The sequence below is a fragment of the Hydrogenophaga sp. H7 genome (assembly GCF_002025745.1).
Classification (GTDB): Bacteria; Pseudomonadota; Gammaproteobacteria; order Burkholderiales; family Burkholderiaceae_C; genus Hydrogenophaga; species Hydrogenophaga pseudoflava.
Map to the genome: position 1 here is coordinate 53,975 of NZ_MCIC01000020.1, position 16,233 is coordinate 70,207.

The window sequence follows — 16,233 nt, forward strand, 5'->3', positions numbered from 1 at the left end:
GTGCCCCTGACCCTGAACGCCAGCGACCCGGCGGCCATCGAGCAGGCCGCGTTGCGCCTGGTCGCGGGCGGCCTGGTGGGCATGCCGACCGAAACCGTCTACGGCCTGGCGGCGGACGCCGGCAACGCCAGCGCGGTGAGCCGCATCTTCACCGCCAAGGGCCGGCCCAGCGACCACCCGCTGATCGTGCACATCCCCCCGGCCGAAGCTGGCGACTGGCGCGCGGCGGTGGCGCCGCTGGCGCACAGCGTGCCGGACTTCGCCGTGGCGCTGATGGCCGCCTTCTGGCCCGGCCCGCTGACCCTGATCCTGCCGCGCCGGCCCGAGGTGGCCGCGGTGGCGGCCGGTGGCCAGGACTCGGTGGGCGTGCGCTGTCCGGCGCACCCGGTGGCGCAGTCGCTGCTCAAAGCCGCGCGCGCCCATGGCGTGCTGGGCGTGGCGGCGCCCAGCGCCAACCGCTTCGGCCGTGTCAGCCCGACCACGGCCGCGCACGTGGCCGAGGAGTTCGCCGAGCTGGGCGACGAACAACTGCTCATCCTCGACGGCGGCGCCTGCCCGGTGGGCATCGAATCGACCATCGTGGACTGCTCGCGCGGGCACCCGGTGCTGCTGCGACCGGGCATGCTCACGCCGGCGCAGATCGAGGCCGCCTGCGGTCAGCCCCTGCGCGAGCGCGACGAGGCGGCGCCCCGTGCCTCGGGCACGCTGGAGTCGCACTACGCGCCGCGCGCCAAGGTGCGGCTGATGTCGGGCGAGCAGATCCAGGCCGCGCTGGACGTACTGGGCCAGGACGCGAAGCACATCGCCGTGTACACCCGCACCACACAGCGGGCCGCGCGCGCCGTGGCGCAGCGCCGCATGCCGGCGGATGCCGCCGCCTGCGCGCAGGAGCTGTTCGCGGTGCTGCGCGAGCTGGACGCCACCGGCGTGAAGCTGATCTGGGTCGAGACGCCGCCCGAAGGCGCCGAGTGGGACGGCGTTCGCGACCGGTTGCAGCGCGCCGCGGCCTGACGCGGGCGAATCTTTCCCTCAAGTTCGGCGGCGGCCGGCCGATAGCCCTTGCAGGATGCCCGTCAGGGCGCCTGCACCTTCGTCCGCCGAACCACCTGCGAGCCCGCCGTGAACCGCAACCACTTCGCTTTCCAGAGCGTCAGCGACGACCGTCTGGCCATCAACGACGCTACGAGACACCAGTACTACAGCACCATGCAGGCCGAGACCGGCGACGACGACCTGCTGCTGGCTGCGCTCAACCGCCGCAAGGCGCGCGCGCTGATCGCCCGCCGTGACCACCGCCGGCTGGGCATCGGGCTGGTGGTGCTGGCGGTGTGTGTCGTGCCCGCACTGGTCTGGTGGCTGGGCTGAACCCCACCCGCGGCGGCTTCAGTCGGGCAGGGAGGCGGTCCACTCGACCAGGGTGTCGAGCGCCGGGCGTGCCGCCATGGCGTTCGGGTGGTTGATGAACCCGACCACCACGTAACGACCACCGTTGCCCGCGTTCACATAGCCGGCGATGCCGGTCACGTCGCGCAGCGTGCCGGTCTTGAGCCAGGCGTTGCCATAGGCCGGGCTGCCCGGCTCCCGGCCGACGCGGGCCGCCGTGCCCTTGACCCCGGCCACCGACAGCGACTGGACGAAGGTCGCGCCGCGGGGGTGGCGGGCCGCGTGCTGCAGCAGATCGCCCAGGGCCTCGGGCGTGATGCGCTCGATGCGCGAGAGGCCGGAGCCGTTTTCCATCACCGGCACGGTGTGGCGGATGCCGAAGGTGGTTCTCCACCAGCGCGCGACGATCTCGCGCGAGCGCTCCAGCCGGCCCTGGCGTTCGGGCGTGAGCCGGCCGCGCGGCACGGTCATCGAATCCACCCGCGCGGGCGCCAGCTGCCCCAGCGTGAGGAACAGCTGCTGCGCCATCACGTTGTTGCTCCACTGGTTGACGTCCGCAATGATCTCCGACAGCGGCAGCGACAGGGCCTCGTGCAGCAGGCGGGCGCGGGCCGGGGTGGCGCCCATGACCACCTTGCCGGTGAGCGCGCCGCCGCTGTTGCGCCACAGGCCTTCGAGCGCGCGCGCCGCGTAGCTGGCCGGGTCCTGGTAGGCCACCGGCCACTCCTTGTCGCCGCAGCCGGCCGGGTAGCGGCCGGTGAAGCGGATCGCGTTGACGTCGTCGAAGCGGGCACCGATGGCGCCGCGCCAGTCGCCGCAGCCACCGCTGCGGGTGAGCGGCAGCGTGGCGTCCACCGCCAGCCCCGCCATGGGCGGTTCGCTGAACACCCGCGCCACGCCGGCGGCCGGGTCGGGAAAGAACTTGAGCACCACCGACTTGAAGTTCACCAGCAGCGCGTCGGGCCCGGCGTTGTAGGGCCGCAGCGCCTCGCCGTCGAAGGCGCCGGGGTCGCGCGGTGGCAGGTCGAAGGCGCTGTTGTCCAGCACCATGTCGCCCAGCACGACCACCACCCCCAGGTTCTGCAGCGCCTGGAAGGCGCCCTGGATGCGTTCGAGCACCAGCTTGGGGTCGCCGCCGCCCTTGATGTAGAGGTTGCCGCGCAGCGTGCCCCGGTCCACCACGCCGTCGGTGTAGAAGCGGGTCGACCAGGTGAAATCGGGGCCGAGCAGGTCCATCGCGGCGTAGGTGGTCACCAGCTTCATCACCGAGGCCGGGTTGACCGGCTGTTCGGTGTTGAAGCGCACCCGGGCGGCACCGGGGCCACCGACCGGCAGCACCAGGGCCGACATGGCCGCCGCGGGCACCTGGGCGCGCTGCAGCGCCGCCAGCACCGACGGCGGCAGGCCGGTCTGCACGGGGGGCGGAAGCGCCGCGGCGCGCGGCAGTGCGGAAGCTGCGGCGGTGGACGGTGCGCCGGGGGCATGCAGACCCGTTTCGGGGGTGAGGCGCAGCTCGCCGGCCGACAGCTCCTGTTCCTCCACCTGCGCAAGCGCACCGCCGCTGGCGGTCAGCAGCAGGCCGGTCAGCAGGGCAGCGTGCAGGGGGTGTCGCATGGAGACGCGATTATGGGTCCGGGCCCCTCACGGATAATCCCCCGAATGCCCGTTTCCGACCTGCGTTTTCTGGCGATCGACTCCAGCACCGACACCCTGTCGGTGGCCCTGGGCTCGGGCGCGCCCGGCGAGGTGCCGCTGGCCTTCATCGGCCCCGGCGCTGCCCAGGCCTCGGCCACACTGCTGCCGGCGGTGCAGTCGCTGCTGTCGCAGGCGGGCTGGTCGCTGGCCTCGCTGGACGCGATCGTGTTCGGGCGCGGCCCGGGCTCGTTCACCGGCCTGCGCACCGCCTGCTCAGTCGCCCAGGGCCTGGCCTATGGGGCCGGCGGCCGGCCGGTGCTGCCGGTGGACACCCTGCTGGCGCTGGCCGAATCGGCCCGGCTGCAGCGGATCGCCGACGGTTTGCCGGTGCCTTCCGTGATTGCCGCCCTGCTGGATGCGCGCATGGACGAGATGTACGTGGCCCTGTACGCCTGCGGCCCCGAAGGTCTGCGGACCGGGCCGCTGCAGGCGCCGCGCCTGTGTGCTCCGCAGGACCTGGGCGGCTGGCTGCGCGCCGCCGCACCGGACGACGGGCGCGACGTGCTGCTGGCCGGCAACGTGTTCGAGGTGTACCGCGACCGGCTGGACCTGCCGGCGCTCCCCCGGCAGCCCGCGCTGCCCACGGCCCAGGCCCTGCTGTCGCTGGCGCCGGCGCTGCTGGCGGCGGGCCACGCGGTGGACGCGCGCGAGGCGCTGCCGCTGTACGTGCGCGACAAGGTCGCGCGCACCACGCTGGAACGGGAGGGCCGGGCATGACCGCCCTGGCTGCGCCCTGGCCTGCGGCGGCTGCCGATCCCCAGCGCGGCCGCCGGGTGGCCTTCGAGCCCATGACGGACGCCGACCTGGACGCGGTCTGCGAGGTCGAGAAGACGGCCTATGCCCACCCCTGGTCGCGGCGCCATTTCGCCGATTCGCTGGCCAGCGGCCACCCCGCCGTGATGCTGCTGGCCGAGCCCCTGCCGGGCGAGGTGCCGCACCCGCAGCGCAGCGACGGCCGGGTGCTGCTGGGCTACCTGGTGGCCATGCCCGGTGTGGACGAGGTGCACCTGCTCAACATCACGGTCGCGCCCGCACAGCAGCGCCAGGGCTGGGCGCGCTTCCTGCTCGACGCCCTGGTGCTGTGGTCGCGCGGCCAGGGCGCGCAGTGGCTGTGGCTGGAGGTGCGCGCGGGCAACGACCCGGCGCGCACGCTCTACACCCGCTATGGCTTCCAGCAGGTCGGCCTGCGCCGCGCTTATTACCCGGCCGGGGGACTGCAGCGCGAGGACGCGGTGGTGATGAGCCTGGACCTGGCGGTCCGCGGCCCGGGAGACGGCGCATGAGCGACGCCAACGACGACCCCACCTCCTTCGTGCCGCAGCTGGACGCGCGCCAGCGTGCGATGCTGGCCGAGATGGGCGTGCGCGTCTGGGCGCCGCGCGCCGATGCGGCCGCGGTGGAGCCTGCACCGGCTGCGGTGCCGGCGGTGTCTGCTCCGGTGGCGCCCCCGCCGGCCGAGACCCGCCCCTCAGCCCCTCCTGCACCCGCCACCGCGCCGAGGACGGCGCCGGCTGCACCGGCCGTTGCACCGGTGGCCGTGCCGACATCACCCGCGGCCACCGAGCGCCTGCGCCCGGCCGGCGTGGCGCAGATGGACTGGCCGGCGCTGCGGGCGGCCGTGGCCGGCTGCGAGGCCTGTGGCCTGTGCAAGACACGGCGCAACACGGTGTTCGGCGTCGGCGACACGCAGACCGACTGGATGATCGTCGGCGAGGCGCCGGGCGAGAACGAGGACCTGCAGGGCGAGCCCTTCGTGGGCGCGGCCGGTCAGCTGCTGGACAACATGCTGCGTGCCGTCGGCCGCAGCCGCACGGGCGAGGGCGTCAAGGGTGCCTACATCGCCAACGTGCTCAAGTGCCGCCCGCCGGCCAACCGCAACCCCCAGCCGCAGGAGGTCGCGCAGTGCGAGCCCTACCTGGCGCGCCAGGTCGCGCTGGTGAAGCCCAAGATCATCGTGGCGATGGGGCGCTTTGCGGTGCAGTCGCTGCTGCGCACCGAGGAGCCCATCGGCCGCCTGCGCGGCCGCGTGCACCGCTACGAAGGCGTGCCGGTGATCGTGACCTACCATCCCGCCTACCTGCTGCGCACCCCGGCCGACAAGGCCAAGGCCTGGGAAGACCTCTGCCTGGCGATGGAGACGGCCGAAGGCCTCTGACGGTCCGGGGGCAGGGGTTCCCCCGGGTTGGCGGCCAGCGCCGGTCGCGCGATCCTGCGGTCATCACCAACGACGGGAGACCCCCATGACCCAGCTCTTCGACGCCCCCCTCATCGGCACCGGCCCGCGCAAGGTGCTGTGCCTGCATGGCTGGTTCGGCCATGCCCGCGGCTGGGGCCCCATGGTCCAGCACCTGGACAAGGACGCCTTCACCTACGCCTTCCTCGACCAGCGCGGCTACGGCCACCGCAAGGACAGCGGCGGCCCCTACACCATGGCCCAGATCGCGCAGGACGCGCTGGCGCTGGCCGACGCGCTGGGCTGGGACCGCTTTGCCCTGGTCGGGCATTCGATGGGCGGGCTGGCGATCCAGCAGCTGCTGGCCGACGCGCCGCAGCGGGTGCAGGCCCTGGTGGGCGTGACACCGGTGCCGGCCTCGGGTGTGCCTTTCGACGATGCGGGCTGGACCTTCTTCTCGGCCGCGGCCAAGGACGTGGGCACGCGCCGCGCCATCATCGACCTGACCACCGGCAACCGGCTCTCGGGCGTCTGGCTCGACGGCATGGCCCGGCGCTCGCTGCAGCACTCGGATGAAACCGCGGTGGCCGACTACCTCGTGGCGTGGGCCAAGACCTCGGTGCTGGACCGGGTGCAGGGCCAGACCCTGCCGGTGCTGGTGATCGCGGGCGAACACGACCCGGCGCTGGGCGCCGAGACCTGCAAGGCCACCTGGCTGCAGCACTACCCGAATGCCACGCTGGAGGTGATGGCCAACGCCGGCCACTACCCGATGGACGAGACGCCGATCGCGCTCGCGACGTCCATCGAACGTTTCCTGATGAAGGCGATGTGACTCAGGTGGCCGCGGTGGAGCGGGCGGGCCACAGCACCGTGGCGATCGAGAGCATCACCAGCGCCACGGCGGTCCAGTCCTGCCAGTGCAGCACCTCGCCCAGCCACCAGGCGCCGCTGAACACGCCCAGCACCGGGATGAACATCACCGACAGCGTGGACGCGATGGGCGGCAGCTCGCGCGCCAGCACCAGCCAGGCCACCTGCGCGAAGGCGAACACGCCGACCGCGTTGTAGGCGATGGCCGCCCACTGCGCGGGATTGGGGGCCAGCCACTGGCCGCGTTCGAACAGCAGCGCCAGCGTCGACATCCACAGCGTGGTCGCCACCGTCATCCAGAAGCTGATCGCCAGCGTGGGCGCAGCGATGCGGGTGCGGCGCATCAGCTGCGTGCCGATGGCCCAGGTGGCGGCGGCCACCAGCATCATCGCGACGCCCTGCGGCCGCCCCGAGAGGGTGGTGATCTCGTGCCACAGCAGCAGCACCACGCCCAGCGCGGCGGCGGCCACGCCGGCCCAGGCGCGCGTCACCAGCCGCTGACCGAACCACAGCGCGCCGATCACGGCCGAGAACACCGGCATGGTGTAGCCCAGGATGGCGGCGCGCCCGCTGGAGAGCGACTGGACCGCCAGGATCGCCAGTGTGTGCCAGAAGAACATGTTGAACACCGTGAGCACGGCCAGCTCTCGCCAGTGTTCGCGGCCGATGGTGAACGGCACGCACCGCAGCCACAGGAAGCCGCCCAGCAGCGGCAGCCCCAGCCACATGCACAGGGCGCGGAAGGTCAGCGGTGGAAAGCCGGTGACCCCGAACTTCATGATCGGCCAGTTGATGCCCCAGACCAGGGTGAGCAGGACGAGCAGAACGAGTTGCTGGCGGGAAAGCGACATGTGCAGAGCATCACGGTGATGGGGACGGTTGTCGATGAGGCGGAACGGATTCTTAAGCGGATTTAATAAAATCGCCCGCTTTGCCCGAATCCGACGCCTCCGGTCGGTCGTGATTGTTGTCCAACCAACGCCCGCCGGCCCATGGAAATCATCTGGTATCTGGAATTCATCGCACGGTTCTCGCTCAACCTGGGCGCAGCCAGTGTGCTGATGTTTGGCCTCTATTACAGAAGGCACCACAACCGCGACACCGCGGTCTCCGCCCTGCTGCTCAACGTGTTCGTGTTCGCCGTCCTCACGGTGCTGGCCGACGTGCAGTTCTCGCTGGCGGCGGGTTTTGGCCTGTTCGCGATCCTGGCGCTGTTCACGCTGCGCTCCGAGCAGCTGTCCCGGGTGGACATCGCCTACTTCTTCGGCAGCGCCTCGATGGCGGTGCTGTTCGCCATCAACGCGATCGACCGCGGCCTGATGGTCATCATCATCCTGGCCATGCTGGCCTCGGTCTACGTGCTGGACCACCCCAGGCTCAGCCGCCCGCTGCGCAGCACGCGCATCAAGCTGGACATGGACCGCAGCTTCGACGTGGGCGACGAGGCCGCGGTGGTCGAGGCCGTGGGCCGCCAGACCGGGCTGAAGGCGCAGCGCGTCCAGCTGGTCCGGGTGTGTGGCATCACCGAGACCGTGGAGCTGCAGGTTGAGTACTGATCATCCGGGCGCCGTCCCCGCGTCCCGGCTGGCCGGGTTCGCTGCCATCGGTCTGGCCGAGCTGAACGGGCAGGCCGCCCTGCTCAAGCGGCTGGAGCGCAAGTACGTGCTGGACCCGGCGGCGCTGGATGGTCTGTTCGACGTGCTACGCTTCAGCCACACGGTGCTGGAGATCGACGGCCTGCGCTCGCACGGCTACCAGAGCCGCTACTACGACACGCCCGACCTGCTGTGCTTCCGGGCCCACAACCAGGGCCGGGCCAACCGCTTCAAGCTGCGCATCCGGCGCTACGAGGACAGCGGCCTGGCCTTCTGCGAGCTCAAGGAAAAGACCCGGGTGGCGGCGACCGCCAAGTCGCGGGTGCCTCTGACTGGCCCGGACGATCTGGGCGCCGACTTCGGCGGCCTGCTCGGCCGCATCCGGCAGATCGCCGGCGCGGCGGCCGACCGTCCCTTCCTGCCGACGCTGGACGTGGGTTACCGGCGCATCACCCTGTTCGACGCGCGCGACCAGACCCGGGTCACCATCGACTCCGGCCTGTCGTTCAGCCATCCCACCGACCTCAGGGTCCACCAGACAACGGCCAGCGTGATCGTCGAGGTCAAGTCGGCGCGGCCGATGTCGCTGACCGACCGCCTGCTGCGCGATGCCGGCCTGCGGCCGCAGGCGCAAATGTCCAAGTACTGCATCGGCCTGCTGGCGTGCGGGCTCTGGACCGGTGCCAGCCGCTTCGGCGCCAACCACCGGCGGCTCGGGTGCCACCCGGTGGCGCCTGCGGCCCCGCCGATGTGCCCGGCGGAGGTGCCGGCATGAGTTTTCTGAACGGTCTGGGCCAGGCCCTGCGTTGCCTGGTGCTGCTGCTGGCCTGTGCCTGCTGGCCGGCGCAGGCGGCCGACATCATCAGCCCGCCGCAGTTCTCGCACGAGGCGGGGTTCCACCCCTACACCTTCAAGCTCAAGCTCTACCATCCCGACGCCGGGGTCTCGATCTTCTACACGCTGGACGGTTCGACGCCCTACGTGCAGTTCCCCTACGAGCGCAGCTTCCAGTACAAGACCGCCTACCGCCGCTCGCCGCGCAGCAAGGACGGTGTGCTGGAAAAAGGGCGGCTGGTGACGCTGCCGTACCGCGGGCCGATCAAGCTCTCCCGCGTGTTGAGCGGCGCGGGCCGCTACGCCCGCATCCCCACCAGCTACGGCGACCAGCCGGTGGCGCATCTGCCACCGGCACCCCCCGGCGCGGACCCCTATGGGTTGCAGCGGGTGTGGGACGAGTTCCTGGAGTACTCGCGCAATGGGATCGACGCCTGGGCGGGTGCAGACCCGGCGCAGGCGCTGGTGCACCCCCGCGCCAGCGATGGCCAGGTGGACCGGGCCGTGGTGGTGCGGGCGGTGGCGGTCGGTCCGCGCGGCGAGCGCAGCCACGTCGTGACCCGCAGCTTCTTCTTCGGCAACCCGGCGCGTTTCAACCTGCCGGTGGTGGTGCTCACGGCCGACCCTGAGGACCTGTTCGGCCACGAGCAGGGCGTGCTGGTGGCCGGGCGGCGCTTCGACGCCTGGCGCGAACGGCATCCGCACCACACCGCCACCGCGGGCACGGCCGACGCCAACTGGCGCGACGAGGGCGACAGCTCCGAGCGCGCCGTGCACGTGGAATACCTGGGCATGGAAAACGGCCGGCTGCAGTCCCAGCCGGCCGCGCAGTCGGCGGGTCTGCGGGTGCACGGGGCCTTCAGCCGGGCGGCGACCAACAAGTCCATGCGCCTGCACGCACGCAAGCGCTACGGCCAGGACGACATGGACGTGTTCGGTTCCATGGACCGGCCCTTTCCGGCCAAGCAGGTCATCCTGCGCAACGCGGGCAACGACCGCACGGGGGCGCTGTTCCGGGACGCCGTGCTGCACCGGGTGTTGGACGGTCTGCACCTGGAGGTCTCGCGCAGCCGCCCGGTGTCGGTGTTTGTGAACGGTGAGTACTGGGGGCTGTTCAACCTGCGCGAGCGCCTGGGCGATGACCACTTCGCCGGCCTGGCGGGCGTCAAGGACTCGGACATCGAACTCAGCCGGAACTACGGGGTCTCGGAGGAGCAGCCGGGCATGGCGCCCGAATGGCTGGACCTGATCGGGCGCATCGAGGCCGCGACGGCGGCGGGCCGCCCGGCGGGGCCGGTGGCCGAGGCCGAGATGGACCTGGCCAGCTACATCGACCTGCACATCGCGCAGATCTATGTCGGCAACATCGACTGGCCCTTCAACAACATGCAGGCCTGGCGGGTGCGTCCGTCGGCCTCGGTGCCCCCGCGGGCCCAGGCGCACCGCAAATGGCACTGGCCGGCCAACGACATGGACGCCTCCTTCCACGTGCCGGGCACCCCCAAGCTGACCGACATGCTGTCGGATCAGGGGCCGCGCGGCCGGCCGGACCTGGCCTGGAGCACCCGGCTGTTCCGCGCGCTCATGAAGGACCCGGCGGTCCGGGCGCGGTTCCTGCAGCGTTATGTGGACCTGCTGAACACCCGCTTCGCACCGGAGCGCGTGCACCGATTCGTCGACCAGTACCGCGGGGAGATCGCCACCGAAGTGCCGCACCACATCAACCGCTGGCGCGTGCCGGCCGACGTGGCGGCCTGGGAGCGCTCGGTCCGCCACGTCAAGGGGTTTGCCAGCCAGCGGGTGGGGGCGCAACTGGCGGAGTTCCAGTCGCTGTTCGGGCTGGAGGCGCCGGTGGCGATCCAGCTGGGGCCGCTGGTGCCGGGCGCGGTGCTGCAGGTCAACGGACTGCGCCACGAGGGCGATCCGTCGCAGCCGGTGACGCTGCGCTACTTCAAGGGCATGGCGCTGAAGATCGAGGTGCTCGAAGGCCCGTGCCGCCGCGTCCAAGGCTGGCAGGGGCAGGGCACCCGTGCGGCCTCGCTGGACCTGGTGGTGGACCAGCCGCTGGTGCTGCGGCCCGTGCTGGGCCCGTCCTGCGAGCCGGCGGGCACCGCCGCGCGACCGCAGGGTTCGTAAAATTCGGGCATGACCTTCCTCGACATGCTGGGCGCGGCAGAGCGCCAGAACCAGTCCCTGCTCTGCGTCGGCCTCGACCCCGATCCGGCCAAGTTCCCCGCGGCGATGAAGGGCGACGCCTCCAAGATCTACGACTTCTGCGCCGCCATCGTCGAGGCCACGGCCGACGCCGTGATCGCCTTCAAGCCGCAGATCGCCTACTTCGCCGCGCACCGCGCCGAAGACCAGCTCGAAAAACTCATGCGGCACATGAAGGCGGTGGCACCGCAGGTGCCGGTGATCCTGGACGCGAAACGTGGCGATATCGGCAGCACCGCCGAGCAGTACGCCATCGAGGCGTTTGAACGCTACGGCGCCGACGCGGTGACGCTCTCGCCCTTCATGGGTTTCGACTCGGTGCAGCCCTACCTGAAGTACCACGGCAAGGGTGCCTTCCTGCTCTGCCGCACCTCCAACCCCGGCGGCGACGACCTGCAGAACCAGCGCCTGGCCTCGGTGGACGGCCAGCCGCGGCTGTACGAACACGTGGCCGGCCTCGCGCAAGGGCCGTGGAACCTCAACGGCCAGCTGGGTCTGGTGGTCGGCGCCACCTACCCGGCCGAGATCGAGCGCGTGCGCGCACTGGCGCCGACCCTGCCGCTGCTGATTCCCGGCGTGGGCGCGCAGGGCGGCGACGCGGTGGCCACGATCCGTGCCGGTTACCGCACCCAAGGCGGGGCGACCACCGGCCCGGTGATCGTCAACAGCTCGCGCGCCGTGCTGTACGCCTCCGGCGGCGCCGACTTCGCGGCCGCCGCGCGCGCCGAGGCGCTGCGCACGCGCGAGGTCCTGAACGCGGCCAAGGGCTGAACGAAGGCCGACCATGAAGCTCTACGTGTCGCCCCGGGCCCCCAACCCGCGCCGGGTGCAGATGTTCCTGGCCGAGAAGGGCATCGACCCGGCGGCGCAGGGCATCGGGCTGGTGAACGTCGACCTCAACGCCCAGGAGCACAAGAGCGCGGCCTTCCGCGCCAAGAGCCCGCTGGCGCGCATCCCGGCGCTGGAGTTCGACGACGGGCGCGTGCTGACCGAGACGCGGGCCATCTGCACCTGGATCGAAGGCCAGTACCCCGAGCCCAACCTGATGGGCGTGGACGCCACCGAGCGGGCCTTCATCGAGATGGCCGACCGGCGCATCGAGTGGTACTTCCTGCTGCCCATCGCCAACTGCGTGCGCCACACCCACCCGGGCCTGGCGCCGCTGGAGCAGCCGCAGTTCCCCGACTTCGGCCGCTCGCAGGGCGAGAAGCTGCGCGAGACCGCGGCCTGGCTGGATGCCGAGCTGCAGCGCCAGCCCTGGATGGCGGGCGAGCGCTTCACCATCGCCGACATCACTGCGTTCTGTGCCATCGAGTTCGCGAAACTGATGCGCTTCAACGCCGGCGAGCAAGGGTTTTCCGCCTTGCAAGCCTGGCGCGACCGGGTCGCGCAGCGCCCCGCCGCACGGGCCTGAACCCAATGCCGGACGCCCCGCCGGGGCATCCGTGGGGCCCTTCATGTTGGGTGGCTATGATCTGCGCCCATGCTGTCCATTTGTCATCGCTCGGGCCTGGGTCTGGTTTTGTGTGCGTCCGCCGTCGCCGCGTCCGCTGCCGACGATGACTGGCTCACCATCGAAGGCGATTACCTGATCGGCGCCTCGGTCGTCTCCGGCAACGGACACATCGGCGATGCACCGGTGCGTTACGACTTCAAGCCCATGTGGGCCTTCCAGCTGGGGCCTTTCCGGGTGTCGCGCTCCCGCGCCTCCAGCCTGCTCAAGGCGGGCCGGGAGGAACTGGAAACCGGGGTCAGCGCCGACTTCGGCATCTTCAACGACTGGCGCCTGGGCGCTTCCCTGCGCATGGACAACGGGCGCGACTTCGGTGGCGACCCCCGCTTTCGCGGCCTGCCCGACATTCCGTCCACCCTGCGCGCCCGCATTTCCACCGGCTCGGCGCTGGGCGAGCGCTGGAGCTGGAGCACCAGCATCGACAAGGACCTGCTGGGGCGGCGGGGCGGGTCCCGGCTGTCGGCCGGGCTCGGCTACCGCCACCCGTTGACGGAACACAGCTACTGGGACTTCGGGCTGGGCGCGACCTACGGCAACGAGACCTACCTGCAGACCCACTACGGCATCACGCCCGAAACGGCCCAGAGCGTCGGGCGTTCGCCCTACACCCTCAGCAGTGGCTGGGAGAACATGCGCACCAGCCTGCAGTACACCCATGTGCTGAGCGAGCACTGGGTGCTGTTCGGTGGCCTGGACCTCTCGCGCATGCTGTCGGCGCCCTCGCGCAGCCCGCTGGTGGGCCGCAAGACGACGCATTCGATCAGCGCCGGCATCGCCTTCCGCGGCAAGCGCTGATCCTCAGCGACTGAGCAAGCGCGCCAGATAGCGCCCGGTGTGGCTGGCCTCGCAGGCCGCCACGTCTTCCGGCGTGCCCTGCACCACCACCGTGCCACCGCCCGAGCCGCCCTCGGGGCCCATGTCGATCAGCCAGTCGGCGGTCTTGATCACATCGAGGTTGTGCTCGATCACGACGATGGTGTTGCCCGCGTCGCGCAGCTGGTGCAAGACCTTGAGCAGCAGCTCGATGTCGGCGAAGTGCAGGCCGGTGGTCGGCTCGTCCAGGATGTAGAGCGTGCGGCCGGTGTCGCGCTTGCTCAGCTCCTGGGCCAGCTTGACGCGCTGCGCCTCACCGCCCGAGAGCGTGGTGGCGCTCTGGCCCAGGCGCACATAGGACAGGCCCACGTCCAGCAGGGTCTGCAGCTTGCGGTGCAGGGTGGGCACGGCGCTGAAGAACTCGGCCGCCTGCTCCACCGTCATGTCCAGGATCTGCGCGATGTTGCGGCCCTTGTACTGGACCTCCAGCGTCTCGCGGTTGTAGCGCTTGCCGTGGCAGACCTCGCAGGGCACATAGACATCGGGCAGGAAGTGCATCTCCACCTTGACCACGCCGTCGCCCTGGCAGGCCTCGCAGCGGCCGCCGGCCACGTTGAAGCTGAAACGGCCCGGGCCGTAGCCGCGTTCGCGCGCAGTCGGCACCTCGGCCATCAGCTCGCGGATGCCGGTGAACAGGCCGGTGTAGGTGGCCGGGTTGCTGCGCGGCGTGCGGCCGATGGGGCTCTGGTCGACGTTGATGACCTTGTCGAAGTGTTCGATGCCCTCGATGGCCTCGTGTTCGGCCGGCTCGTCGTGCGAGCGGTAGAGCGTGCGCGCCACCGCGGCGTACAGCGTGTCGTTGACCAGCGTCGATTTGCCCGAGCCGGAGACGCCGGTCACGCAGGTCAGCAGCCCGACCGGGAAGGCCACGCTCACGTCCTTGAGGTTGTGGCCCTTGGCGCCGCGCACGCGGATTTCCTGCAGCTCGCCCAGCGTGGCCTCGTGCGAGGCCTGGCGTTCGGCGCGGCGCTCGGCGGCCGGGCTCATGGGAAACCTCGACTTGACCGGCGCCGCCTTCACCTCGGGCTTGATCACCGGCAGCCAGGGCGTGCGCCGCGCGGGCACCGCGATCTGCTTGGTACCGCTGAGGTACTGGCCGGTGAGTGAATTCGGATCGGCCATCACCACCGCCGGCGTGCCCTGCGACATCACGCGCCCGCCGTGCACGCCCGCGCCGGGTCCGATGTCGATCACGTGGTCGGCGGTGCGGATCATGTCCTCGTCGTGCTCGACCACCAGCACGGTGTTGCCCAGGTCGCGCAGGTGCTGCAGCGTGCCGATCAGGCGGTCGTTGTCGCGCTGGTGCAGGCCGATGCTGGGCTCGTCCAGCACGTACATCACGCCACTCAGACCGCTGCCGATCTGGCTGGCCAGGCGGATGCGCTGGGCCTCGCCGCCGCTCAGGGTGTCGGCGCTGCGGTCCAGGCTCAGGTAGTTCAGGCCCACGTCGTTGAGGAACTTCAGGCGCTGGCGGATTTCGTTCACCACGCGCGCGGCGATGTCGGCCTTGGCCCCTTGCAATTCGAGGCGGCGGAAGTAGTCCAGCGCCTCGCCCAGGGTGATGTGGCTGACCTTGTAGATCGGCTGGCGCTGTTCGCCTTCACCGACGAACACATGGCGCGCCTCCTTGCGCAGCCGCGTGCCGCCGCATTCGGGGCAGGGCTGGGTGCTGCGGTAGCGCGCCAGTTCCTCGCGCACGGCCACGCTGTCGGTCTCGCGGTAGCGGCGCTCGAAGTTGCGGATGATGCCTTCGAAGGGGTGTTTCTTGGCGATCTTCTTGCCGGCGCGCTCGCCCGATTCAAGGGCGTAGCTGAACTTGATCTCTTCCTCGCCCGAGCCGTAGAGCAGCACCTGCTGCACCTTCTCGGGCAGGCTCTCCCAGGCCGCCTCGGCATCGAACTTGTAGTGCGCGGCGATGCTCTCGATCATCGCGAAGTAGTAGCCGTTGCGCCGGTCCCAGCCCTTGATGGCGCCGCTGGCCAGGCTGAGTGTGGGGAAGGCGACCACGCGCTCGGGGTCGAACACCTCGGTGTGGCCGATGCCGTCGCAGGCCGGGCAGGCGCCCAGCGGCGAGTTGAAGGAGAACAGGCGCGGCTCCAGCTCGCCCACCGTGTGGGTGCAGGCCGGGCAGGCGAACTTGGCCGAAAACGCCTGTTCCGCGCCGGTGTCCATGTCCACCGTCAGTGCGCGGCCCTCGGCCAGGCGCAGGGCGGCTTCGAAGCTCTCGGCCAGCCGCTGTCGCTGCGGGTTCGTGCCTTCCTCGTCGGCCGAGCGCACCTTGATGCGGTCGATCACCACGTCGATGTTGTGCTTCTCGGTTTTCTTCAGTGCCGGCAGGGCCTCGGCCTCCACCACCTCGCCGTTGAGGCGGAAGCGCACATAGCCCTGGGCCTGCATCTCGGCGAACAGGTCGGCGAACTCGCCCTTCTTCTCGCGCGCCACCGGCGCCAGGATCATCAGCTTCGTGCCCTCGGGCAATGCGAGGACGGTGTCCACCATCTGCGCCACGCTCTGCGAGGCCAGCGGCAGGTCGTGGTCCGGGCAGTAGGGCGTGCCGGCGCGGGCGTAGAGCAGGCGCAGGTAGTCGTGGATCTCGGTCACCGTGCCCACGGTCGAGCGCGGGTTGTGGCTGGTGGCCTTCTGCTCGATGGCGATCGCGGGCGACAGGCCCTCGATCAGGTCCACGTCGGGCTTGTCCATCAGCTGCAGGAACTGCCGGGCGTAGGCGCTCAGGCTCTCCACATAACGTCGCTGGCCTTCGGCGTACAGCGTGTCAAACGCCAGGCTGGACTTGCCCGAACCCGACAGCCCGGTGATCACCACCAGCGACTGCTTGGGGATGTCCAGGTCGATGTTCTTGAGGTTGTGCATGCGCGCGCCGCGCACCGACAGGGTGGAGGCGGTGGGGTGGGCGGCGGGGGCGGTGAGCTTGGAATCCACGGGAGGGGCATCAGATGGGCAACCCGACATGATAAGAGGCCGGCCCTTTCCCGGCCAAACCCCGGGACGCGCCATGACCGACAATCACGCCTTTGCCTCGACCGCACATTCCGCCGTGTCTCCGACCACCGCCACCCCGG

General features: G+C 70.9%; 15 protein-coding genes. 12 read left to right on the plus strand and 3 right to left on the minus strand.

What is annotated here, in order from left to right; genetic code table 11:
* Window positions 1–6 precede the first annotated feature (6 nt).
* Window positions 7–1,011, plus strand: coding sequence for an L-threonylcarbamoyladenylate synthase (locus BC358_RS21005; protein ID WP_079367436.1), 1,005 nt, complete (start codon window positions 7–9; stop codon window positions 1,009–1,011).
* Window positions 1,012–1,119: 108 nt separating this feature from the next.
* Window positions 1,120–1,365: a hypothetical protein gene (locus BC358_RS21010; protein ID WP_143434395.1), complete on the plus strand. Its 246-nt coding sequence runs from the start codon at window positions 1,120–1,122 to the stop codon at window positions 1,363–1,365.
* Window positions 1,366–1,383: 18 nt separating this feature from the next.
* Here BC358_RS21010 and dacB read toward each other — a convergent pair whose 3' ends face one another.
* Window positions 1,384–2,997: a D-alanyl-D-alanine carboxypeptidase/D-alanyl-D-alanine-endopeptidase gene (gene dacB, locus BC358_RS21015; protein WP_079367340.1), complete on the minus strand. Its 1,614-nt coding sequence runs from the start codon at window positions 2,995–2,997 to the stop codon at window positions 1,384–1,386.
* A 45-nt stretch (window positions 2,998–3,042) separates the two neighbouring features.
* Here dacB and tsaB point away from each other — a divergent pair, with 45 nt between their 5' ends.
* The 4 genes from tsaB (at window position 3,043) to BC358_RS21035 (ending at window position 6,086) form a co-directional block, all read left to right on the plus strand.
* The gene (tsaB, locus tag BC358_RS21020) at window positions 3,043–3,795 is read left to right on the plus strand and encodes a tRNA (adenosine(37)-N6)-threonylcarbamoyltransferase complex dimerization subunit type 1 TsaB (RefSeq protein WP_079367341.1); all 753 of its coding nucleotides are present in this window, start codon (window positions 3,043–3,045) and stop codon (window positions 3,793–3,795) included.
* The gene (gene rimI, locus BC358_RS21025) at window positions 3,792–4,361 is read left to right on the plus strand and encodes a ribosomal protein S18-alanine N-acetyltransferase (RefSeq protein WP_079367342.1); all 570 of its coding nucleotides are present in this window, start codon (window positions 3,792–3,794) and stop codon (window positions 4,359–4,361) included. Before tsaB ends, rimI begins: the two co-directional genes overlap by 4 nt.
* The gene (locus BC358_RS21030; RefSeq protein WP_079367343.1) at window positions 4,358–5,233 is read left to right on the plus strand and encodes a uracil-DNA glycosylase family protein; all 876 of its coding nucleotides are present in this window, start codon (window positions 4,358–4,360) and stop codon (window positions 5,231–5,233) included. The genes rimI and BC358_RS21030 overlap by 4 nt, the downstream gene beginning before the upstream one ends.
* 85 nt (window positions 5,234–5,318) lie before the next feature.
* Window positions 5,319–6,086, plus strand: a complete 768-nt coding sequence (locus BC358_RS21035; protein WP_066156988.1) for an alpha/beta fold hydrolase — start codon at window positions 5,319–5,321, stop codon at window positions 6,084–6,086.
* 1 nt (window position 6,087) lies between these two features.
* On the opposite strand, the gene BC358_RS21040 is transcribed toward BC358_RS21035, so the two are convergent.
* On the minus strand, window positions 6,088–6,975 hold the full coding sequence (locus tag BC358_RS21040; RefSeq protein WP_079367344.1) for a DMT family transporter: 888 nt from the start codon (window positions 6,973–6,975) through the stop codon (window positions 6,088–6,090).
* 141 nt (window positions 6,976–7,116) lie between these two features.
* Between BC358_RS21040 and BC358_RS21045 the strand changes: the two genes are divergently transcribed.
* From BC358_RS21045 to BC358_RS21070, 6 genes are all read left to right on the plus strand, one after another.
* Complete coding sequence (locus BC358_RS21045; RefSeq protein ID WP_066156983.1) at window positions 7,117–7,680, plus strand: DUF4956 domain-containing protein; 564 nt, start codon at window positions 7,117–7,119, stop codon at window positions 7,678–7,680.
* Entirely contained in the window at window positions 7,670–8,494 is an 825-nt protein-coding gene (locus BC358_RS21050; protein ID WP_179130116.1) for a polyphosphate polymerase domain-containing protein, read from the plus strand. Before BC358_RS21045 ends, BC358_RS21050 begins: the two co-directional genes overlap by 11 nt.
* Entirely contained in the window at window positions 8,491–10,689 is a 2,199-nt protein-coding gene (locus BC358_RS21055) for a CotH kinase family protein (protein WP_079367345.1), read from the plus strand. The genes BC358_RS21050 and BC358_RS21055 overlap by 4 nt, the downstream gene beginning before the upstream one ends.
* Window positions 10,690–10,698: 9 nt before the next feature.
* A complete protein-coding gene (gene pyrF / locus BC358_RS21060) occupies window positions 10,699–11,538 on the plus strand; it encodes an orotidine-5'-phosphate decarboxylase (RefSeq protein ID WP_179130117.1) in 840 nt (279 codons plus the stop codon).
* A gap of 13 nt (window positions 11,539–11,551) precedes the next feature.
* Window positions 11,552–12,181, plus strand: coding sequence for a glutathione S-transferase family protein (locus tag BC358_RS21065; protein ID WP_079367346.1), 630 nt, complete (start codon window positions 11,552–11,554; stop codon window positions 12,179–12,181).
* Between the two features lie 69 nt (window positions 12,182–12,250).
* Window positions 12,251–13,075 carry a MipA/OmpV family protein gene (locus BC358_RS21070; protein WP_079367347.1) on the plus strand — a complete coding sequence of 275 codons (825 nt, stop codon included), beginning with the start codon at window positions 12,251–12,253 and terminating at the stop codon, window positions 13,073–13,075.
* Between the two features lie 3 nt (window positions 13,076–13,078).
* On the opposite strand, the gene uvrA is transcribed toward BC358_RS21070, so the two are convergent.
* Complete coding sequence (gene uvrA / locus BC358_RS21075; RefSeq protein WP_079367348.1) at window positions 13,079–16,123, minus strand: excinuclease ABC subunit UvrA; 3,045 nt, start codon at window positions 16,121–16,123, stop codon at window positions 13,079–13,081.
* Window positions 16,124–16,233: the final 110 nt, after the last annotated feature.

What these genes read in the sequence shown, in the direction of transcription:
- BC358_RS21045 (WP_066156983.1), top strand. Translation starts at nt 7,117, where the DNA reads ATGGAAATCATCTGGTATCTGGAATTCATCGCACGGTTCTCGCTCAAC.
- tsaB (WP_079367341.1), top strand. Translation starts at nt 3,043, where the DNA reads ATGCCCGTTTCCGACCTGCGTTTTCTGGCGATCGACTCCAGCACCGAC.
- BC358_RS21040 (WP_079367344.1), bottom strand. Translation starts at nt 6,975, where the DNA reads ATGTCGCTTTCCCGCCAGCAACTCGTTCTGCTCGTCCTGCTCACCCTG.
- BC358_RS21065 (WP_079367346.1), top strand. Translation starts at nt 11,552, where the DNA reads ATGAAGCTCTACGTGTCGCCCCGGGCCCCCAACCCGCGCCGGGTGCAG.
- dacB (WP_079367340.1), bottom strand. Translation starts at nt 2,997, where the DNA reads ATGCGACACCCCCTGCACGCTGCCCTGCTGACCGGCCTGCTGCTGACC.
- BC358_RS21035 (WP_066156988.1), top strand. Translation starts at nt 5,319, where the DNA reads ATGACCCAGCTCTTCGACGCCCCCCTCATCGGCACCGGCCCGCGCAAG.
- uvrA (WP_079367348.1), bottom strand. Translation starts at nt 16,123, where the DNA reads ATGTCGGGTTGCCCATCTGATGCCCCTCCCGTGGATTCCAAGCTCACC.
- BC358_RS21070 (WP_079367347.1), top strand. Translation starts at nt 12,251, where the DNA reads ATGCTGTCCATTTGTCATCGCTCGGGCCTGGGTCTGGTTTTGTGTGCG.
- rimI (WP_079367342.1), top strand. Translation starts at nt 3,792, where the DNA reads ATGACCGCCCTGGCTGCGCCCTGGCCTGCGGCGGCTGCCGATCCCCAG.
- BC358_RS21030 (WP_079367343.1), top strand. Translation starts at nt 4,358, where the DNA reads ATGAGCGACGCCAACGACGACCCCACCTCCTTCGTGCCGCAGCTGGAC.
- pyrF (WP_179130117.1), top strand. Translation starts at nt 10,699, where the DNA reads ATGACCTTCCTCGACATGCTGGGCGCGGCAGAGCGCCAGAACCAGTCC.
- BC358_RS21055 (WP_079367345.1), top strand. Translation starts at nt 8,491, where the DNA reads ATGAGTTTTCTGAACGGTCTGGGCCAGGCCCTGCGTTGCCTGGTGCTG.